Raw genomic sequence first — 18,466 nt, 5'->3', positions numbered from 1 at the left:
CCCAGAATCAAACTGATCCTGGGGCTGGCGCAGCGCCCACGCCAATCAGAAGGCCTTATCCGCCCGCTCCATCGCCTGCCCCTGGGCCACATCGAGCAGAGCCACGCCATCACCGAGCAACAGCGCGGCGATGTCGGCGATCTGGAACAGGTCGCTGGCATCAGCCGTTTGCGCGGTCATGCAGGACAGGCTGTTCATCAGTTTGTGAAGGGCGCGTATGCGCTGATCAGCGCAAGCCCTCACCTGGTGACTGAAAGTAACCCGCCCACTCAGTGTTTGTGCCGATGATGAACATCAGGGAAGTGCGCATGGCTATGCCGGATCGGTGCGTGTTCGTGGGGATGGCTGTGGGGCTCTGAGCCGTCCCACTCAAAGCCGTGTTCATGCTGGTGGTGCTCGTCATGCCTATGGCGATGGTTGTGCGCGAGAGGCTCGTGCTGATGCTCGTGAACGTGGTGTTCCATCAAGTGAATCCACACGCCGATGGCCATCAGTGCCGCCGCCACCAGGAACCACAGGGAAACCGCCTCGCCCAGGATCAGAATCGACAGCGCTGCGCCAAGGAAGGGCGCCGTGGAGAAGTAGGCCCCGGTGCGCGCACTGCCCAGCCCTCGCAGGGCCAGGACGAACAGCACCAGGCTGACGCCGTAACCCAAAAAACCCACCAGCAGTATCGGCCCCAGCGTGGCAGCAGCAGGCAGTTGCGCGCCAACAAGCAACGCCAGGCCGGCATTGACCACCCCCGCCACCACTCCCTTGCTGCCGGCGATGAACAGCGCATCGGAGGCCGAGACCTTGCGGGTCAGGTTGTTATCGATGGCCCAGCACAGGCAGGCGAAGGCCACGGCCAGCGGCCCCAGCCAGTCATCAGTACCGGCGTGCTGCTGCGGCCACGACAAGACCACTCCACCCAACACGATCGCGAGCATGCCGATGACGATCCGGCGATCGGCGTTCTCCTTGAACACCAGCCACGCCAGCATCGCGGTGAGTACCGACTCCAGATTGAGCAGCAACGAAGCGCTGGCGCCCGCGGTCCGCGTCAGACCAAACATCAGCGCGACCGGCGCCAGCACACCACCAAACAGGATCGCCCCCAGCAGCCACGGCCACTCGCGCGCCGTCAGCCCCGCCGGCTGCCAACCCCGATCGCGAACGCAACGAACAATGGCCAGGCCCACACCACTGCCCAGATACAGCAGCCCAGCCAGGAGCATTGGCGGAACATTCAGCCCCAGCAGTTTGGCCAGTGGTGTGCTGGCGCCGAACAAGGCGGCCGCCGCCAGCGCGCAGAGAACACTCAAGCTCATGGTCGGATCACCCTTCAGGCTCATTGCAAGACGCTGAACATGATGACCCTGTCCATGTAGAAATGCCGTGAACCGGAGCGACGCAACCGCTTCACCCCGAAGCGGCATCCATCAACACCTTGAGCGCCGCATCGGCCTCGGCACGTTGTGCCTTGGTGGGTTTGACGGCAAATCGGCTGCGCTGCTTGTTGAGGGTCAGGTAGGCGTTGTCGCCATCGCCCCAGATGTAGGAGTAGATCAGCAGAAAACTGTCGGAGCCGGGCTGGCAGTAAGGGGCGACGCTGCGCAGCGGCGCCAGCAACTGGATCATCTCGCCATAGTTTTCAGTGAACTGCAGCAAGGCAAACTGCCAACGCCCTGTCTGCGGGTCGTAGTGAGAGGTGCCGCCCGCCCCCGCCCACATCTGCGCCACTTCCTGCAGGCTCTTCGCACCAGAATCCTCCAGCGACTCGGCATCGACCCGGGCCGAGCCGTACATGTCCTTGCTGTCGAACCACTTCTGCCAATCGTTGTAGGCGATCGCCGGGCGTGGCGGCGCGGCCATGGCTTGGGCGTAGTGCTCGGGCGTCATGCTGCAACGCAGATACACCGAGGAAGGCTCGCTCGCCTGCACCTGCCCGGTCGCGGCCAATAGCACCGCCAGCGCCAACCCTGTCCATGAGCGAAATTGCATCATTGTCATCCCTGATCCCTCGAAAAAAGGCCGCCAGCATACCCGCGCCGATGCTGATCCAGGGAACGGGCCGCCATCAGCAGCAGAACCCGATCAACACTGAGCGCCGGCAATCAGCCTCAGGCAGGCGCCTGCGCCGCCTGCCAATGCTTCATCTCCTCGGCGATAAAGTGCTGCACCAGATCGCTGTACAGCTTCTCGATGGCATCTGCGCTCAGGCCTTCGGCCTCTGCCCACTCGCGGCGGGTGGCGAGCATCGCCTTGAAGCGCTCCTCGGCCCGCACCGTGGCCGCCGAGGTCTTGAACTTCGACGCTGCCAGCACGTACTTGAAACGTGCACCCAGCAGCGCAATGACCGCTCGATCCAGGGCATCGATTTCCCGGCGGATGTCTTCCATGCCCTGGCATTGTTCCGGGCTCATCTGATTTTTCACTTCCATGCTCAACACTCCATCGGGGTCAGGGGCCCGGATTATTCTCACGGGCCGCAGCGAGAGTAAAGATGCCGGCGCCACCCGGCTGTCGGGCGCGCTGGCAGTTGCCGCGCCGTGGATCGGCCGGGTATTAATGGGCACACAAAAAAATATCGCTGACGCCGAATGCCGCTCCGGCACATTGCAGCCGCCAAGGAACAACCGTCCATGCCCCTGCTGTCCTCGCCCGACCTGCCTGCCGCACAACCCGCCATTGCCGGGCCGACACCTGGCCCCAGCGAAACCTTCAACGAACCGGCGGCGGACGGTTACCTGATCGGTGGCTGTGCCTGGCGCCACCCGCAAGCCGATCCAGCGCGACCGGTGGTGATCATCAACGCCGCGACCTCGGTGCGCTGCCGTTATTACTTCCGTTTCGCCGACTACCTGTTCGCCAACGGCTTCGACGTGATGACTTACGACTACCGCGGCATCGGCGAGTCGCGCACGGGCTCCCTCAAGGGCTTCAAGGCGTCCTGGTCGGATTGGGCTGCGCTGGACTTCGAAGCCATGCTGCAACGAGCCCAGCGCGAGTTTCCCGAGCAGCCGATCGATGTCGTGGGCCACAGCTTCGGCGGTTGCGCCGTGGGCCTGGCGGCCTCTGCCGGGATGATCCGTCGCGTGGCCACCATGGGCGCACAGTTCGCTTACTGGCGCGACTACGAACCCAGGCTGCGCTGGCGCATGCTGGGCAAATGGCACGTGCTGATGCCCCTGCTGACCTGTCTCTACGGCTACTTTCCCGGCAAGCGCCTGGGTTGGATGGAGGACACCCCCGCCGGCGTGGTCAGCGACTGGTGCACCCCACACACGCGCTACGAAGGCCGCCCCAGCGGCCGCAGGCTCGCTGGAGAACGCAACGGCCAGCCCTTCGCCCAAGTCACGGCAGCGATCCTCGCCATCAGCCTCAGCGACGACCCCTTCGGCACCGTGCCGGCCATCGAACGCCTGCTGGCTTACTTCAGCAACAGTCCGCGCACTCACTTGCGCATCGCCCCGCAGGAAATCGGCGAAACCGAGGTCGGCCATTTCGCCTTCTTCCACAGCCGTTTCGACACGCGGCTCTGGCCCATCATCCTGGGCTGGCTGCGCCACGGCGAACTCGACAGCCGCAGCCCGGGACGAGTAATCCCACGCGCCTGAACCACCCTTCTCGCCCGGTGGCAGATGCCCCGGCCGGCATTTACTGGCATCCTTGGCCGCCTGAAAGGTCGCCGCTGTCTGGCGACCCACGCGACACACCTCCAAGCATCAAGGTAAGACGCCCATGGCATCTGCGAACAAGCAACACAAAAGGGCCCAGCGGGCGAAAACCAAGGCCAAGCAAAACCGCGCCAAGCGCACTGCACCGACCTCTGAGCTGGAACTGGACCCCAACGACAGCCGCATCGACTTCGAATCGGTGGACCTGACCGAACTGTTCGTGAAAATGCGCGATGCCGAAAAAACCAGCCAGCAGGCGCTGTGCACGGTCTTCCTCTCGGACCCGCTGCTGGAGCTGGTCTATGAGCAGGAAGGCGAACAGGGCGCCACGGACTTCATCCTTGCGGCGCTGATGGAGTACCGCAACTGGTCCACCGAGGCCGACGAGGCCACGGCCCTGGCCTGGATCGAGTCCGAGGCCTTCCAGGCCGACTACATGGCCGCATCCCAGGCACTGTTCAGCGCCGAAGGCTGAGTTTCATCCGGGCATGAAAAAGGGCGCATTCAGCAATGAATGCGCCCTTTTCCGTTTCAGCTAAACAGCCTGGCGTGATGCTCAGGCAGCTTCCAGCCGAGGGATTTCCATGCCGACGTTGGCACTGGCGAAGCCCAGGTCGCCGCTGGCAATGGATTGAGCCTTGTAGCCTTCACCGATCAGATCGCGAACGTGCATCTTGTTGTAGATGAAGCAGAACACAAAGTTGCTGAAGCCAAAGGTGAAGAAGCCCACGGCGAACATGATGGCAGCCCATTTCCAGTCGGAACGGAACAAGGCCGGAATGAAGCCGAAAAGGAGCACGGTCCATGAGAAGCCGACTGGCGCTACTTTCATGGCGCCGGTGTTCGGGTTTTTGAAGATAATTTTAGTGAACGCCATGCGCGTCTCCTTGCCGCCCTTTTTTGAGAGACCAATGGCCGGGCGATCACCATTGAACCCTGAATGCTCGTTCTTCGAGCCGGGACTGTCGGGCATGCCGCAGGCAGGCGCGGACAATCAGGAACCAGGGCTAGTGCGCACGGATCAAGGGAGAGAGGCGAAGACGGATTCAGAGCCCCGACAAGCATTCAGTCCCTTGCAATACAGCGCTATTCCTTAGCTCCTCTCACGCTGGCACGCAAGAGCTCTTATCGAAGAGCGCGCAGGCTACTATTTCGCCAGCGGGCTGTCCATGAAACGCCATGTAACAAGTCACAGTTCCGACAAAAAAGGCCACCGTCAATGCTGACAGCCATCTTTTTGCCGCTCAAACAGCCAAATTTTCAGCATCCCCGGCCGGGGCCTTCGTCGTTGCCTGGTAATACTGCTCGGCACTGATTTCGCTGAGTGTCGCGTAGCCGTCGTACTGGTAAAAACGCTGCTTATCCCGAGCATAGCGGTCCGCGACAAACTCCAGGCTGGCCAGGTCGATGCGCTTGGCACTCACCGGGCGCCGGCCACAGAACAGCTTGCGCGTGCCCAACTGCAAGAAATCCGGATGAGGAACCCTCACTTCTTCCGGGCTGAACTCCACCTCCAGCGCCTTGCCGGCAGAAAACATCTGCGTCGCGCTGAAGGCGTAGCTGCCCATGAAGCGCGTGTGGGCCGGGTCGAGGTTCCTTTTTCTTTCGCTGTAGTAGTACACCGCGCCCTTATCCCTGGCCCAGCCATGCCCGCAGGACTCGAAGCTGGCCAGATCCGCCTTACCCAGCGGCTCAGGCGCCTGGTAAAAGATCCTGTGGCAAAAAACCGTCCGGCCATCGGCCAGGTAAGGCCCGCCCAGGGCACGGTACTGGTCGACGGAGGCTGAAGAAAATCGCTCCGGCACCTGGGTCTCGGCACGATGAAAGGGGATCAGGTACAAGCCGTTGGCATCACCGCACAGGTGTGTGTCCAGCAGCTTGAAACTGCCGGCATCCAGACCATTGATAGCGCGACCATGAAAGTGCACCTGGTGCCCCAGCTCAAACCCCAAGCCGATGGCGCGCAGGGCTGGCGTTGTCGACGCTGACACGCTGGGCTCCTGCAGACGGTGCCACCAGTAGCCCTGCAACTGCGGGTGAGCCTCGAAGAACGCGGCCCACTCCTGCAGCATCCCGTCATCGATCACCCCACCCGAACCGAGAGGACCGTGCTTGTCGCCCACCAGCACCGGCGAGTGGTGGTGCTCACCGCGCTCCAGCTGGGTTACCACAAAGCTCTGCACATCCACATCCAGCGGCTTATTGAACAGGTAGGCGCGATGCTCGTCGGCGTAGTAATGGAATCCCAGGTGACGAAAACTCGGGGCGTGGGCTCCACGCAGGCGGGTGCCATTGCAGTAGACAAACTGGTCATCCACGGCCACGTACGGGTCCGGAGTTTCACTGCGGCTCAAGACTCGGCCGGCAGCATCGAACACGGACTGAACGCGATTCAGCAGGCGAAAGTCGCCGACATAGCGCAGGTTTTTTCCGGTCAGGAAGTAGGCCCGCTGTGCGTCCTTGGCGTAGCGCTCGTTGAGCACACTGAAGGTGGCCAGATCGACGTTGTCGATGCGGTAGAAATACTCGTAGGCAATGCTTGAGCCCTGCTGCGCCTGGACGATCACCGAATGCCCGTCGGTGCCCCAGCGCTGGGCCAGCATCTGAAAGCCCTGCGGATTGGCTATCGGCAACGGCGAGCCGTCCTTCTGGTGCAGCGGCACACCGCCCCGACAGACCTGATCGTTGATCACCTGATAAGCCGGATGGTTGCTGCCACGCACCCGGTCCTCGGCGCTGGCGATCGCCCGTGCGCCCAGGAAGACCTTGGCCCCGTCACTGAACAGCACCGCGGATGAAGGCCAGTTCTCCGGCACCGGGTGCAGCAGTGCCAGGCGCTCAGGCTGTGCGCCCTCGATCACCGCCAACCCGTAGTCGTGACAAAAGTAGGCACGCTGCTGATCGCACCAATGGTCATGGCCCAGGCTCCGCAACCCGCGGCACACACGCATCGGCAACGTCTGCAACGGGTGGTAGCCATAACGGGCGAAGTAGCGGGGCAAGCCATAATAGTCGGCCCGCGCATCACGCAGCAGGTGCCGATGAACACGATGGCGCCAGAGCGGTTCGCCCTCTACCAGGAGGGAAACCGGGAACTGCTCGGCCGCGGCCTGAGAAGCCTGCTCAGCCGGCGTCCGCCCTTCAAGCTGCAGCATGAGGTAGACGTCCCGGGCGCGCTCTTCCACCAACAGCGCGCCCTCCACGAAGGCGAACCCCTGATGCCACTCAAGGTCGAGCATTTCCCACTCGGCAAAATCCATGTCCAAGTCCTTCATCGCTGCATCCCAAGCTGACCGAGCGGTGGATTATCAGTAGGCAACCTACCAGCGTAAAGCGCCCCGTCGCCAGACCGCGACTGAGCATCAGCCCGCCACAAACAGACACGCCAAATTGCATTCGGACATGAAAAAGGCCGCGGTCATCTCTGAGCGCGGCCTTTTTTACAAGCAGTGGAGCAAACCGTCAGCTCAGCGCCAGGGCACCATTGCGCTCGGCCTTGCGCCGACGGGCCACCAATAGGCCCGCAGCGATGACGATGACACTCAGCAGGCCGGTGGCGAGGATCTCCACCCGATGCTCTTCCTGGAACAGCATGATGCCCAGGATCGCGACGATGAACACGATCACCGCGTAGGTCAGGCCAGGGAACAGCCACATGCGGAAGGCGATTTTCTCACCGGCGGCCATGCGCTTCTGGCGCATGCGCAGTTGCGATACGGCAATCACCAGGTACACCAGCAAGGCGATGGCGCCGGAACTGGCCAGCAGGAACTCGAACACCGCAGCCGGAGCTACATAGTTGGCGAACACCGCAAGGAAGGCTGCTGCAGTGGACAGGATCACCGCCCAGTAAGGCGTGCCACTGGCATTGGTGCGCTTGGCGACCGCTGGAGCATCGCCCCGCTTGCCCAGGGAGAAGAGCATGCGCGAGGCGGTGTAGAGCGCCGAGTTCAGGCAACTGGTCACCGCCACCAGCACCACCAGATCAACGATCAGCTTGGCGTTGGGGATGCCCATGCGATCGAGCACGGTCTGGTAGGAGCCAACCTGGGCCAGGCTTGGGTCGTTCCACGGCACCAGAGCCACAACGATGAAGATCGACACCAGATAGAACAGACCAATCCGCCAGATCACCGAGTTGGTGGCCTTGGAGATCTGTTTGCCCGGGTTATGGGATTCCGCCGCAGCGATGGTGACGATCTCGGTGCCCATGAAGGAGAACATGGTGGTCAGCATGGCGGCCAGCACCGCGCCCATGCCGTTGGGCATGAAGCCCTGGGTGTCCACCAGATGCGAGACGCCGCTGACCTGGCTGTTGGGCAGCAAGCCGCAAATGGCCGCCAGGCCGAGGATCACGAAGCCGATGATGGCCACGACCTTGATCAGGGCAAACCAGAACTCGAATTCGCCATAGTTCTTCACGCTGAACAGGTTGGTGGCGGTCAGCAGCAGGGTAATCACCAGGGTAAAGACCCAGATCGCCACGTTGGGGAACCAGGCATGCAGGATGGTTGCAGCGGCGTTGGCTTCCAGCGGGATCACCAGCACCCAGAACCACCAGTACAGCCAACCGATGGTGAAACCGGCCCAGTGGCCAATGGCGCGATCGGCGTAGGTCGAGAACGACCCGGTATCCGGCGAGGCGACGGCCATTTCCGCCAGCATGCGCATCACCAGTACCACCAGGGTACCGGCGGCGGCATAAGCCAGCAGCACGGCCGGACCGGCCTCGGCGATAGCGTGGCCGGAGCCGACGAAGAGACCCGCGCCGATAACGCCGGCGATCGACAGCATGGTCACATGCCGTGGTTTGAGCCCCTGCTCGAGGTCATTGGAGAGTTGCGTACCGCTCATGAAAAGCACCTTTGCAACGAAAAAAGAGTAACTCCACCCGGTCTGCATTCGTTCTCGTAAAAAGAATTCAACAGGGCGTTCTTTATTTCGTACGCAAGAATTGCGCCAAAATGTTACAGAGTCCCGGGCAATAGGGGTTGGCGAGCCGACCGATGGAAATCCCAAGTCATTGAGAACAATGGCATTTCGCCATTTCGTTACCGGGTGACTCACTTTGTAGGACGAAACAATGCACCAGAAACACACCCCCAAAGTGCCTGATGCACAATTAGCAAGCAGATCCGTGACCTTTGGCCCGTTAACCCTTCCAACACCCGGCCAAAGCTGGCACCATCGCGCCTTTTTTTACGCGACACCTACCGGATTTCAGGCGGTTTCTGGGTTCAAACGGGCGTTCGGTTGTTGATGGGGCGACAGTCTTCTGTGCTGATGCGACAACCTGCCACACGCCGTCTGTTTACCTCCGGTAGCGCTGTTGGCTGCGATTCGAACCCTATGCTAGCTTGGCGCCTCGCCAGGAAGGCCGCCAACAGCAGGAGCACAATGAACTCTATGAGGACCGCACATGGCTGAGGCCACGCCCGCGCTTGAAATCCGCAACTTGCACAAACGCTACGGCTCTCAGGAGGTACTCAAAGGTATCTCGCTGACCGCACGCGACGGTGACGTGATATCGATCCTGGGTTCCTCCGGCTCCGGCAAGTCCACTTTCCTGCGTTGCATCAACCTGCTGGAAAACCCGCACCAGGGCCAGATCCTGGTGGCCGGCGAAGAGCTCAAGCTCAAGGCCGCGAAAAACGGCGAGCTGGTGGCCGCCGACGGCAAGCAGATCAACCGACTGCGCAGCGAAATCGGTTTCGTCTTCCAGAATTTCAATCTCTGGCCGCACATGAGCGTCCTCGACAACATCATCGAGGCACCGCGCCGGGTGCTGGGCCAGAGCAAGGCCGAGGCCATCGAAGTGGCCGAGGCGCTGCTGGCCAAGGTCGGCATCGCCGACAAGCGCCACGCCTACCCGGCCCAACTGTCCGGCGGCCAGCAGCAACGCGCCGCCATCGCCCGCACCCTGGCGATGCAACCCAAAGTCATCCTGTTCGACGAGCCGACCTCGGCCCTGGACCCGGAAATGGTCCAGGAAGTCCTCAATGTGATCCGCGCCCTGGCCGACGAAGGCCGTACCATGCTGCTGGTCACCCATGAAATGAGCTTTGCCCGCCAGGTCTCCAGTGAAGTGGTGTTCCTTCACCAGGGCCTGATCGAAGAGCAGGGATCGCCACAGCAGGTCTTCGAGAACCCGCTTTCGGCACGCTGCAAACAATTCATGTCCAGCAACCGCTAACGGAGCTACACGCATGCAGAGCTATAAGAAGATCCTCCTGGCCGCTGCCGTCACTCTGGCTTTCAGCGCCAGCGCTGCCGCCGAAACCCTGAAAATGGGCATCGAGGCCGCCTACCCACCGTTCAACAACAAGGATGCCAGCGGCCAAGTGGTCGGCTTCGACAAGGACATCGGCGACGCCCTGTGCGCCAAGATGAAAGTCGAATGCACCGTGGTCACTTCCGACTGGGACGGCATCATCCCGGCCCTGAACGCGAAGAAGTTCGACTTCCTGATCTCCTCGCTGTCGATCACCGACGAGCGCAAGCAAGCGGTGGACTTCACCGACCCGTACTACTCCAACAAGCTGCAGTTCATTGCGCCCAAGGCCAAGACCGAGTTCAAGACCGACAAAGCCTCGCTCAAAGGCAAGATCATCGGCGCGCAACGGGCGACCCTGGCCGGCACCTGGCTGGAAGACCAACTGGGCGACGACATCACCATCAAGCTCTACGACACCCAGGAAAACGCCTACCTGGACCTGACGTCTGGCCGCCTGGACGCGATCCTGGCCGACAAATACGTCAACTACGAGTGGCTCAAGAGCGAAGCCGGCAAGCCTTACGAGTTCAAAGGCGATCCGGTTGAAGAAAGCGACAAGATCGGCATTGCCGTACGCAAGAAAGATCCTCTGCGCGAGAAGCTGAACGCCGCCCTGAAGGAAATCGTGGCCGACGGCACTTACAAGAAGATCAACGACAAGTACTTCCCGTTCAGCATCTATTGATACTGACTTGCCTGACCGGCGCTCGCCCCCTGGGCGCCGGTCCTTAGCAAAGCCATCCAGACCCCATGAATATCGATCTCTACGGATTCGGCCCGGCGCTCGCCGCCGGCGCGCTGATGACCGTCAAGCTGGCCCTCTCGGCGTTATGCCTGGGACTGGTGCTCGGTCTGCTCGGCGCCTTGGCCAAGACTTCTCCGTACAAGCCGCTGCAATGGCTTGGCGGCGCTTATTCGACCCTGGTGCGCGGCGTTCCCGAGCTGCTCTGGGTCCTGCTCATCTACTTCGGCACGGTCAACCTGATGCGGGCCCTGGGCGAGTTCTTCGGCAACCCCGAACTTGAACTCAACGCCTTCGCCGCCGGGGTGATCGCCCTTGGCCTGTGCTTCGGCGCCTACGCCACCGAAGTGTTCCGCGGCGCGATCCTGGCCATTCCCAAGGGTCACCGCGAGGCTGGCATGGCCCTGGGCCTGTCGAAATGGCGGATCTTCACCCGGCTGATCATGCCGCAGATGTGGCGCATCGCCCTGCCGGGCCTGGGCAACCTGTTCATGATCCTGATGAAGGACACCGCCCTGGTGTCGGTGATCGGCCTGGAAGAAATCATGCGTCACTCGCAGATTGCAGTGACCGTTTCCAAGCAGCCGTTCACCTTCTACATGGTGGCCGCCTTCATGTACCTGGGCCTGACCGTACTGGCCATGACCGGCATGCACTTCCTGGAAAAACGCGCCGCTCGCGGCTTCGCAAGGAGCGCCCAATGAACTGGGAAGTGATCATCAAATGGCTGCCGAAACTGGCTCAGGGCGCGACCCTGACCCTGGAGCTGGTGGCCATCGCGGTCATCGCCGGCCTGTTGCTGGCGATCCCCCTGGGCATCGCCCGCTCATCACGGCTGTGGTACGTGCGCGCCCTGCCCTACGCCTACATTTTCTTCTTCCGCGGCACGCCGCTGCTGGTGCAGCTGTTTTTGGTGTACTACGGGCTGGCACAGTTCGATGCGGTGCGTGAAAGCGCTTTGTGGCCCTACCTGCGCGATCCGTTCTGGTGCGCCACCGTGACCATGACCCTGCACACCGCGGCCTACATCGCCGAGATCCTGCGCGGTGCGATCCAGGCCATTCCGCCGGGAGAAATCGAGGCCGCGCGGGCCCTGGGCATGTCCCGACCCAAGGCTTTGTTCTACATCATCCTGCCGCGCGCTGCGCGGATCGGCCTGCCGGCCTACAGCAACGAAGTGATCCTGATGCTCAAGGCCAGTGCCCTGGCCAGCACCGTGACCCTGCTGGAACTGACCGGCATGGCACGCACCATCATTGCCCGCACCTACCTGCCGGTGGAGATCTTCTTCGCCGCCGGGCTGTTCTACCTGGTGATGGCCTACGTTCTGGTACGCGGCTTCAAGCTGCTGGAACGCTGGCTGCGGGTCGACGCCTGCCAGGGACGCTGACCTTCCCCCGCTCCCGCGCGGGAGCGGGCCTGCCCGGACTCACCGCCCATGCCCTCGATCCTCCAAGGCCCCGCGCTGCTCGATCGTTTCCAGGCCCTGGACGGCTTCCTGCTTGAACACCAGATGCTCTGGCGCCCGCGTCCGTTCAACCATCTGCAACTGCCGTGGGAAACCGCTCATCCCGAACTGGCCCAGTGGTTGCGCCAGCGCTCCCTGGAAGACGCCGAAGCGGCCCACAACCACCCGGAGCAACTCCAGGCACCGGCGCCCTTTGCCCAACTGGCGGAACAGGCCCGAGCACTCGGCGCGGTGGGCGCACTCCCCATAAAGGCACTGCCCGCGCCAAACCAACGCCTCAAGGTCGACGTGCCCGGGCGCAAATGGCAGCAGATCGAAGCCTTCGCCACCTGCCTGCAATTCGACCGCACGCCGACTCACTGGCTCGACTGGTGCTCCGGCAAGGGCCACCTCGGCAGGCGCCTGCTGCAACCCGAGCAGCAACTGACTTGCCTGGAATACGACCCGGCGCTGATCGAGAGTGGCGAGCAACTGAGCCGGCACCACGGTTTGCCCGCCCGCCATCGGCAACAGGACGTGCTGGCCGATGACACGGCCCAGCACCTGCGCGCCGAGCACAGCCCGGTGGCCCTGCACGCGTGCGGCGATCTGCATGTGCGCTTGATCCAGCTGGCCAGCCAGCAGGGTTGTCCACAGCTGGCCATTGCCCCCTGCTGCTACAACCGCACCCGCGCCAGCCGCTACCAGGGCTTATCCACAGCCGCGCTGGCATCAGGCCTGGAACTGTCCCTGGAAGACCTGGCCCTGCCCATGAGCGAAACCGTCACTGCCGGCGCCCGAGTCCGGCGCCAGCGCGACACTTCCATGGCCCGGCGCCTGGCATTCGACCTGCTGCAACGGCAAGTGCGTGGCCTCGACGAATACCTGCCGACACCCTCCCTGCCCAGCCACTGGCTGGACAAACCCTTCGCCGACTACTGCCGCGACCTCGCCGCCCTCAAGGACTTATCCACAGTCGATTGCCAGGATTGGGCCGCGCTGGAAGTCGCCGGCTGGCAGCGCCTGGCCCAGGTGCGCAACCTGGAACTGCTGCGGGGCCTGTTCCGCCGCCCCCTGGAATTGTGGCTGGTGCTGGATCGCGGGCTGTTTCTGCAAGAGCAGGGCTATGCCGTGCGCCTTGGAACCTTCTGCGAAGCCCCCTTGACCCCGCGCAATCTGCTGCTGCTGGCAGAGCGCCGGTAACCGCCTGCGCCGACCCAGGCCCGTTGTGCATAACCACTGCGGCCAGTGACCTCACTAACGGACATCGGACACCCCATGGGAAACCCGCACCCCATTGAAAGTCGCCGATCACGCCGGGGGATGCCCCTCAACTTCACGAAAGAAAAAAACCAAGCTCATTACGCCTACTAGTCTCTAAGGCGAGCTGGACATGTGCAGCACTCAAGCCACAGCTCTGGCGCAACTAAAGCGGTCATTTTTCGACAGGAAGTCGCCAAGTCCACCCACACATACAGGGAGTTAACCATGAACGTCATAGACCCTCAGTCACACACCTACGAAACCCTGCAAAAGGGGTTCAACTTGCGCTGGCCGCCCAGTATCGAACAGGGCGCACAGCGGATTTATGTATGTACAACACCCGATGAAGTTCTGGCGGCAGCCAATACAGCACTGCGTGATGGCTATCGCATCACAGTGCGCAGTGGCGGCCACTGCTACGAGGGTTTTGTTTCCAACAAGTTGAGCGGCGAGACAGAAAGCCTGGCAATTATCGACATCGGTGAAATGAAAGGCCTGAAGTACGACGAAAGCCAATCCATCACGTCTCCCTGGGACAGCCAGAACAAGCAGTATCGATTCATGGCATTGACCGGCAATCAGAACTGGGACGGTTACCTGTCGCTGTACAAGCAGGCCGGGCGCACCATTCCTGGCGGCTCATGCTATTCGGTCGGTTTGGGCGGGCACATCAGCGGCGGCGGTTACGGTTTGTTATCGCGCCTTCAGGGCTTGACCGTGGACTGGGTAACCGGCGTCGACATGCTTGTGCCTGTGGAAAACTCGCGGCAACTGAAGTTCCGGCATGTTCGCGCAGACAGTCCATCAAACGAAGACAAGGCATTGTTTACCGCCTGTTGCGGGGCCGGCGGTGGCAACTTCGGCATCATCATCGGCTACTACTTCGACCAACTCCCCCAAGCCCCGCAAAAAGCCTACTGGATTCCCCTGGCCTACCCGTGGAAAGAGCTGATTCCCAACTTCTCGAACTTCCTGCGAGCCTATTGGCAATGGTTCTCGGATAACGACGCCAACGCGACCAGCCCGGTGGAAGGCGTAGGCAACGGCGGATTGTTCACCCTGCTGAAACTGAACCATGTGGATACCTCCGACCATGTGGTGCTGGCGATCCAATACACCGGTCCTAATGGCCTGGTCGGCGGCGCAAACGATATACCGCTCAACGACTTCATCAGCAAGATGAATGCCGCGGCGGGCATTACGCCGACCCTCCATGACGGTTTCATCGCACCCAACATTGCACCGCTCAGGCACCCGCTTGCCGGCAGGAAGTTCAGAGGGGCGGTGGCTGAACACACCGCGATGGATTGGCTATACGTCACTCAAATGATCAACGGCTCGGGCAACAATCAGCGGGGCAAATACAAGTCTGATTATCAGGTCGAACAATTCTCCGAGCAGGCCTGCAACGCGTTGCTGACCCACCTGACCGAAGCTACGCCAGACAAGCGCTTCAGCCAGTCCCTGGTACAGATCGACTCCTACGGCGGGGCGATCAATAAAAAGGGCATGGGAACCACCGCCGTTCCTCAAAGAAGCTCACTGCTTAAAACCCAATACCAGACGTACTGGACCCATGCTGCCGATGACTCGGTGCAACTAGCCTGGATTCGCAACATCTTCAATGCCGTGCACGGCGGCAAGCCGAAAAGACCCGCCTACGATGGCTGCTATATCAACTACCCCGATGTCGACATGAAGTACACCGATGCGGGCGCTGTAGACCCCAACTGGTTGAACTTGTACTACGGCTGGAACACACAACTCATCAACACACTTTGCAACCTGAAGGCCTCAATTGACCCCAACAACCTGTTTCGTCATGAAATGTCCATCCCGGCCACAAAGGCCGACTAGGTTCCGGCCCGGACCCAACGCAGGGGCCTAACCACAGCGTGCTCGGTCGAGCCTCCCGGCAGCCGTGCGCCATTGGCTTGATGAGCAGGCTGTGCGTTTCTGCGACAGGCTGTCGCGACCTGTGGATAAGTCTGTTGATGGAATCCTGACAAAGCCTTGTAATGCATGGCGCTGGAGCCCCTTCACAGGCTGGTCATTTTTTGTTCACAAAATAAAAGCCCGAAAAAACAGCCAGTTGCATAAAGATGAGAACGGCTCCACAAATCCGACAGTTCCCGACCCTGGCAACCCATCCGTTGTGCATAAACACCTGAGCGAACGGGCATAACGACCTTCGCTCAGGTGCCTTGCAACGACCTCAGGCAAGGGCCTGATACCGGCTCCTACTCATCGGCCCGCGCCGGAATCCACCACTCTTCGCCTCGGGCCGTGCTGATGTATTCCGGCCAGCGGAAGTCGTGGGGTACCTGGAAGTCCTTGGGCAGCAGCGGCGCCTGCCAGCGACTGCCGCCGATGCCGCCACCGGTGCGCTCGATGAACTCGGCCTTGGCCGCGCTGAGCAACGCCTCGTCGGTGAGCAGGTCCACCAGAGTCGCGGCAATGGTCTTGGCGGCGACCTCGATCATCGGATCGATGGTCTGGCGGATGCCCCCCAGGGCGTTGGACACCCAGTCCGGATAGACCGTCCCCGACGGCGCGCTGAGCATCGGTCGGGCCACCAGCAGGCGCACGGTCGGGCAGTGCCAGGTGTATTCCGGGTAGTCGTCGGAGGTCAGGTAGTTCTGCCAGGCCGGCATCTGCAGACGCATCTGGCGCTCGCATTCCTGGGGCTCGATCAAGGCTTCGGTGGCCGGCAGGAAGGGTCGTTCCATGGCTTCCAGACCGAGGTTGCGCTGGATCTCGCGGGCGATTTCTCGGGCTTCTTCGTCCCACTGCGGGGCGCCCACCGCCGCCAGGTTGTCGTAGGTGGCCTGGGCCATGACGTGGTTGGGCAGGCCGCCCCGGGACTTGCAGACCCAGGTCTTTTTCCAGCGACAACCGGTGGCCATGGCCGCGGCAGCGGCGTTGTTGTCCATCACTTGGGAGATGGTTTCAGCCTGTTCGATGGAGTCGCAACGCAGCAGGTACTGGATCTGCGACAGGTGCGGCGGCAGGTTGTCGGCGGTGGCCTGGCCGGCGGTGAGGATCGCCTCGTTGTAGCTCCACAGGCCGGTGAACGGCAGGGTCGAGCGGCGTAGGCTTTCGTTGAGGGTATAGAAATGCACCAGGGCATCGTTGGCCCCCGGAGCCCGGGCCGCCAAGTGATTCTGCGGAATGGGGCTGTAGCGGTCGGCAGCGATCCAGTTCTGCGGGTCTTCGCAGGTGAAGCTGTAGATGTAGGCGTAGGCGATGCCGCAGTGGGTGTCCCAGGTGGTGGTGTTGTTCAGCGGCAACATGTAGGTGGGGTGAAAGCTGATGGCGGCGTCGAGGTCGTCGTAATAACCCTTGGCGGCGTGGACCGGCTTGGAGGCGCGGAGCTTTTCCGCCGGCTCGCCGAAGAACCTGATGCTGCCCTGCAAGCCGAATTCCACCATGGTCGCCTTGGCCGCCAGGGCCCCACCGAGGGCGCTGATGCCCAGGGCCGAGTGCGGATCGGTGTGCCCCGGGGCGAAACGCGACAGGCCGTCCCGGGGCTGTTTGCGAGTGGTGGCCGCCTGGCAGTTGCCGGGCACCGCATCGTACTCGCCATAGGTGGCCAGCAGCGGTCCCTGGCCTTGGGTAAAGGTGGCGCAGAAGGCCGTGGGCATGCCGCCACTGCCGCGCTCGACGATGAAACCCTCGGCCTCCAGCAGCTCGACATACCAGGCGCAGGACTTGTATTCACGGAACGCCGGCTCGGCGTAATGCCAGATGATCTGGTGCCAGTCCGACAGTTGCTGGCGGTGGCGTTCAACCCAATCGAGAGCGAATTCTTTGTAGCGGGACATCCGCGGCACTCCTGGTTATCCAGGTTCCGGCCGGCCGCTGCCAGGACGCCTCGGCGCCCGCGCAAGACCTGCAGGACCTCTTGTTGTTATAGGGATGGTCCGGTCGGTTGCAGCCCGGATCGAGGTCCAGTATTGGTGAAGCGGTGATGACATCAATCGAATTTTTTCGCCAGCAATGTCAAAGAAAATTGACCAGTTCGGTGCCGCCACGGCCCATACTGCGACGCGGCCAGCCCCTCTCGGGGTCCTGCCTGGGCAGCATCCTGGCACCGGCCGGTTCCCTTCGAAGACAGGTTTCCTTGACCCGGAGTTTGCATGCGCTATCCCTCGATCACTGCCCTGCGCGCCCTCGACGCCGTGGCCCGGCTCGGTAGCGTGACCGCTGCCGCCCAGCAGTTGAGCCTGACCCGCAGCGCCATCAGCCACCAGATCATCAGCCTCGAACAGAGCCTGGGTTTTGCCCTCACCGAACGGGTGGGACGCGGCATCGGCCTGACCTATCAGGGCGAGTGCTATGCCCGGGAAGTGCGGCGCATCCTGGCGGATATCCAGGACGCCGGACGGCGCTTCGACGGCCTGGCGGTGTCGGGCAAATTGCGCATCAGCTGCAACCCGGGGTTCGCCAGTTTCTGGCTGTGCAATCACATCAACGGCTTCCTGCGCCAATACCCCCAGGTGCAGTTGCAGGTGGTCAGCCCTCGGGCCCAGGACGACACCAGCGACGCCGAGGCCGACCTGTTCATCGCCTATGGCATCGGCGACTGGCCGGGGCTGCTGGTGGAGCAGATCGTCACCCTGCGCTATTCACCGGTCTGCAGCCCGCGCCTGATCCATGCCATCGGCGGCCTGAAGAGCCCGCTGGACCTCAAGGACTTCCCGTTGATCCACATGAGCGACACCAGCGACTGGCGGGTCTGGCTGGCGGCCGCCGGTGCCAGCCAGGTCAACCCTGACCGTGGCATTACCTTCTCCGACGCCCATTGCGCGCAGTCCGCCTGCATCGCCGCCCAGGGCGTGGCCATCGGCGACAACCTGCTCAGCGGCGACGCCCTGGCCCGGGGGCTGCTGGTGCGCCCGTTCGATATCAGCATCAGCGCCCTGCGCGGTTATTTCCTGGTGATCGATCCGGCCAAGGCCGAGCGGCCGGCGGTCCAGGCGTTCAGCGACTGGCTGAAAAACCAGCTGCAGATCAGTGCCCAAAGCATCAGTGACAACCCGCTGATCGACCCTTGAAGGGGGCAACGACTGGGAAATTTC

17 protein-coding genes are annotated in these 18,466 nt (G+C 62.3%); 9 read left to right on the top strand and 8 right to left on the bottom strand.

Annotation, left to right across the window (positions count from 1 at the left end):
- Positions 1 to 45 precede the first annotated feature (45 nt).
- The 4 genes from ACSSVC_RS05555 to ACSSVC_RS05540 form a co-directional block, all read right to left on the bottom strand.
- Positions 46 to 198, bottom strand: coding sequence for a hypothetical protein (locus ACSSVC_RS05555; protein ID WP_346634180.1), 153 nt, complete (start codon positions 196 to 198; stop codon positions 46 to 48).
- 71 nt (positions 199 to 269) lie between these two features.
- Complete coding sequence (locus tag ACSSVC_RS05550; protein ID WP_492612062.1) at positions 270 to 1,310, bottom strand: DMT family transporter; 1,041 nt, start codon at positions 1,308 to 1,310, stop codon at positions 270 to 272.
- 91 nt (positions 1,311 to 1,401) lie between these two features.
- Positions 1,402 to 1,992 (bottom strand): hypothetical protein, encoded by a 591-nt coding sequence (locus ACSSVC_RS05545; RefSeq protein ID WP_346634178.1) that lies wholly within the window; start codon positions 1,990 to 1,992, stop codon positions 1,402 to 1,404.
- A gap of 110 nt (positions 1,993 to 2,102) precedes the next feature.
- Positions 2,103 to 2,423 (bottom strand): isochorismate lyase, encoded by a 321-nt coding sequence (locus ACSSVC_RS05540; RefSeq protein WP_346634177.1) that lies wholly within the window; start codon positions 2,421 to 2,423, stop codon positions 2,103 to 2,105.
- Positions 2,424 to 2,624: 201 nt separating this feature from the next.
- On the opposite strand from ACSSVC_RS05540, the gene ACSSVC_RS05535 reads away from it, so the two are divergent.
- Positions 2,625 to 3,599, top strand: a complete 975-nt coding sequence (locus tag ACSSVC_RS05535) for an alpha/beta hydrolase family protein (RefSeq protein WP_492612061.1) — start codon at positions 2,625 to 2,627, stop codon at positions 3,597 to 3,599.
- Between the two features lie 124 nt (positions 3,600 to 3,723).
- A complete protein-coding gene (locus ACSSVC_RS05530) occupies positions 3,724 to 4,134 on the top strand; it encodes a hypothetical protein (protein WP_346634175.1) in 411 nt (136 codons plus the stop codon).
- A gap of 81 nt (positions 4,135 to 4,215) precedes the next feature.
- On the opposite strand, the gene ACSSVC_RS05525 is transcribed toward ACSSVC_RS05530, so the two are convergent.
- From ACSSVC_RS05525 to gabP, 3 genes are all read right to left on the bottom strand, one after another.
- A complete protein-coding gene (locus ACSSVC_RS05525) occupies positions 4,216 to 4,653 on the bottom strand; it encodes a hypothetical protein (protein ID WP_430962727.1) in 438 nt (145 codons plus the stop codon).
- A gap of 250 nt (positions 4,654 to 4,903) precedes the next feature.
- A complete protein-coding gene (locus tag ACSSVC_RS05520; protein ID WP_492612060.1) occupies positions 4,904 to 6,934 on the bottom strand; it encodes a DKNYY domain-containing protein in 2,031 nt (676 codons plus the stop codon).
- Positions 6,935 to 7,121: 187 nt separating this feature from the next.
- On the bottom strand, positions 7,122 to 8,513 hold the full coding sequence (gene gabP / locus ACSSVC_RS05515; protein ID WP_346634173.1) for a GABA permease: 1,392 nt from the start codon (positions 8,511 to 8,513) through the stop codon (positions 7,122 to 7,124).
- Between the two features lie 565 nt (positions 8,514 to 9,078).
- Here gabP and ACSSVC_RS05510 point away from each other — a divergent pair.
- The 6 genes from ACSSVC_RS05510 (at position 9,079) to ACSSVC_RS05485 (ending at position 15,242) form a co-directional block, all read left to right on the top strand.
- Positions 9,079 to 9,852: an ABC transporter ATP-binding protein gene (locus ACSSVC_RS05510; protein WP_346634172.1), complete on the top strand. Its 774-nt coding sequence runs from the start codon at positions 9,079 to 9,081 to the stop codon at positions 9,850 to 9,852.
- A gap of 13 nt (positions 9,853 to 9,865) precedes the next feature.
- Positions 9,866 to 10,618, top strand: coding sequence for an ABC transporter substrate-binding protein (locus ACSSVC_RS05505; protein ID WP_233321810.1), 753 nt, complete (start codon positions 9,866 to 9,868; stop codon positions 10,616 to 10,618).
- Between the two features lie 65 nt (positions 10,619 to 10,683).
- Positions 10,684 to 11,379 (top strand): ABC transporter permease, encoded by a 696-nt coding sequence (locus tag ACSSVC_RS05500; protein WP_233321811.1) that lies wholly within the window; start codon positions 10,684 to 10,686, stop codon positions 11,377 to 11,379.
- Positions 11,376 to 12,065, top strand: coding sequence for an ABC transporter permease (locus ACSSVC_RS05495; RefSeq protein WP_170002027.1), 690 nt, complete (start codon positions 11,376 to 11,378; stop codon positions 12,063 to 12,065). Before ACSSVC_RS05500 ends, ACSSVC_RS05495 begins: the two co-directional genes overlap by 4 nt.
- A 48-nt stretch (positions 12,066 to 12,113) precedes the next feature.
- Positions 12,114 to 13,325: a methyltransferase gene (locus ACSSVC_RS05490; protein WP_346634171.1), complete on the top strand. Its 1,212-nt coding sequence runs from the start codon at positions 12,114 to 12,116 to the stop codon at positions 13,323 to 13,325.
- 285 nt (positions 13,326 to 13,610) lie between these two features.
- A complete protein-coding gene (locus ACSSVC_RS05485; protein WP_346634170.1) occupies positions 13,611 to 15,242 on the top strand; it encodes a BBE domain-containing protein in 1,632 nt (543 codons plus the stop codon).
- A gap of 383 nt (positions 15,243 to 15,625) precedes the next feature.
- On the opposite strand, the gene ACSSVC_RS05480 is transcribed toward ACSSVC_RS05485, so the two are convergent.
- Positions 15,626 to 17,209, bottom strand: a complete 1,584-nt coding sequence (locus ACSSVC_RS05480) for a zinc-binding metallopeptidase family protein (protein WP_404938066.1) — start codon at positions 17,207 to 17,209, stop codon at positions 15,626 to 15,628.
- Between the two features lie 315 nt (positions 17,210 to 17,524).
- Here ACSSVC_RS05480 and ACSSVC_RS05475 point away from each other — a divergent pair, with 315 nt between their 5' ends.
- Positions 17,525 to 18,442: a LysR substrate-binding domain-containing protein gene (locus ACSSVC_RS05475; RefSeq protein WP_492612059.1), complete on the top strand. Its 918-nt coding sequence runs from the start codon at positions 17,525 to 17,527 to the stop codon at positions 18,440 to 18,442.
- Positions 18,443 to 18,466: the final 24 nt, after the last annotated feature.

It is taken from the genome of Pseudomonas sp. E1BtOHC1, from assembly GCF_058744285.1.
Note: the sequence above shows the minus strand (reverse complement) of the source record. Positions and strands in the feature narration are given on the sequence as shown.

What these genes read in the sequence shown, in the direction of transcription:
- ACSSVC_RS05540 (WP_346634177.1), bottom strand. Translation starts at nt 2,423, where the DNA reads ATGGAAGTGAAAAATCAGATGAGCCCGGAACAATGCCAGGGCATGGAA.
- ACSSVC_RS05530 (WP_346634175.1), top strand. Translation starts at nt 3,724, where the DNA reads ATGGCATCTGCGAACAAGCAACACAAAAGGGCCCAGCGGGCGAAAACC.
- ACSSVC_RS05510 (WP_346634172.1), top strand. Translation starts at nt 9,079, where the DNA reads ATGGCTGAGGCCACGCCCGCGCTTGAAATCCGCAACTTGCACAAACGC.
- ACSSVC_RS05535 (WP_492612061.1), top strand. Translation starts at nt 2,625, where the DNA reads ATGCCCCTGCTGTCCTCGCCCGACCTGCCTGCCGCACAACCCGCCATT.
- gabP (WP_346634173.1), bottom strand. Translation starts at nt 8,513, where the DNA reads ATGAGCGGTACGCAACTCTCCAATGACCTCGAGCAGGGGCTCAAACCA.
- ACSSVC_RS05500 (WP_233321811.1), top strand. Translation starts at nt 10,684, where the DNA reads ATGAATATCGATCTCTACGGATTCGGCCCGGCGCTCGCCGCCGGCGCG.
- ACSSVC_RS05485 (WP_346634170.1), top strand. Translation starts at nt 13,611, where the DNA reads ATGAACGTCATAGACCCTCAGTCACACACCTACGAAACCCTGCAAAAG.
- ACSSVC_RS05495 (WP_170002027.1), top strand. Translation starts at nt 11,376, where the DNA reads ATGAACTGGGAAGTGATCATCAAATGGCTGCCGAAACTGGCTCAGGGC.
- ACSSVC_RS05550 (WP_492612062.1), bottom strand. Translation starts at nt 1,310, where the DNA reads ATGAGCTTGAGTGTTCTCTGCGCGCTGGCGGCGGCCGCCTTGTTCGGC.
- ACSSVC_RS05475 (WP_492612059.1), top strand. Translation starts at nt 17,525, where the DNA reads ATGCGCTATCCCTCGATCACTGCCCTGCGCGCCCTCGACGCCGTGGCC.
- ACSSVC_RS05520 (WP_492612060.1), bottom strand. Translation starts at nt 6,934, where the DNA reads ATGAAGGACTTGGACATGGATTTTGCCGAGTGGGAAATGCTCGACCTT.
- ACSSVC_RS05480 (WP_404938066.1), bottom strand. Translation starts at nt 17,209, where the DNA reads ATGTCCCGCTACAAAGAATTCGCTCTCGATTGGGTTGAACGCCACCGC.
- ACSSVC_RS05555 (WP_346634180.1), bottom strand. Translation starts at nt 198, where the DNA reads ATGAACAGCCTGTCCTGCATGACCGCGCAAACGGCTGATGCCAGCGAC.
- ACSSVC_RS05545 (WP_346634178.1), bottom strand. Translation starts at nt 1,992, where the DNA reads ATGACAATGATGCAATTTCGCTCATGGACAGGGTTGGCGCTGGCGGTG.
- ACSSVC_RS05505 (WP_233321810.1), top strand. Translation starts at nt 9,866, where the DNA reads ATGCAGAGCTATAAGAAGATCCTCCTGGCCGCTGCCGTCACTCTGGCT.
- ACSSVC_RS05490 (WP_346634171.1), top strand. Translation starts at nt 12,114, where the DNA reads ATGCCCTCGATCCTCCAAGGCCCCGCGCTGCTCGATCGTTTCCAGGCC.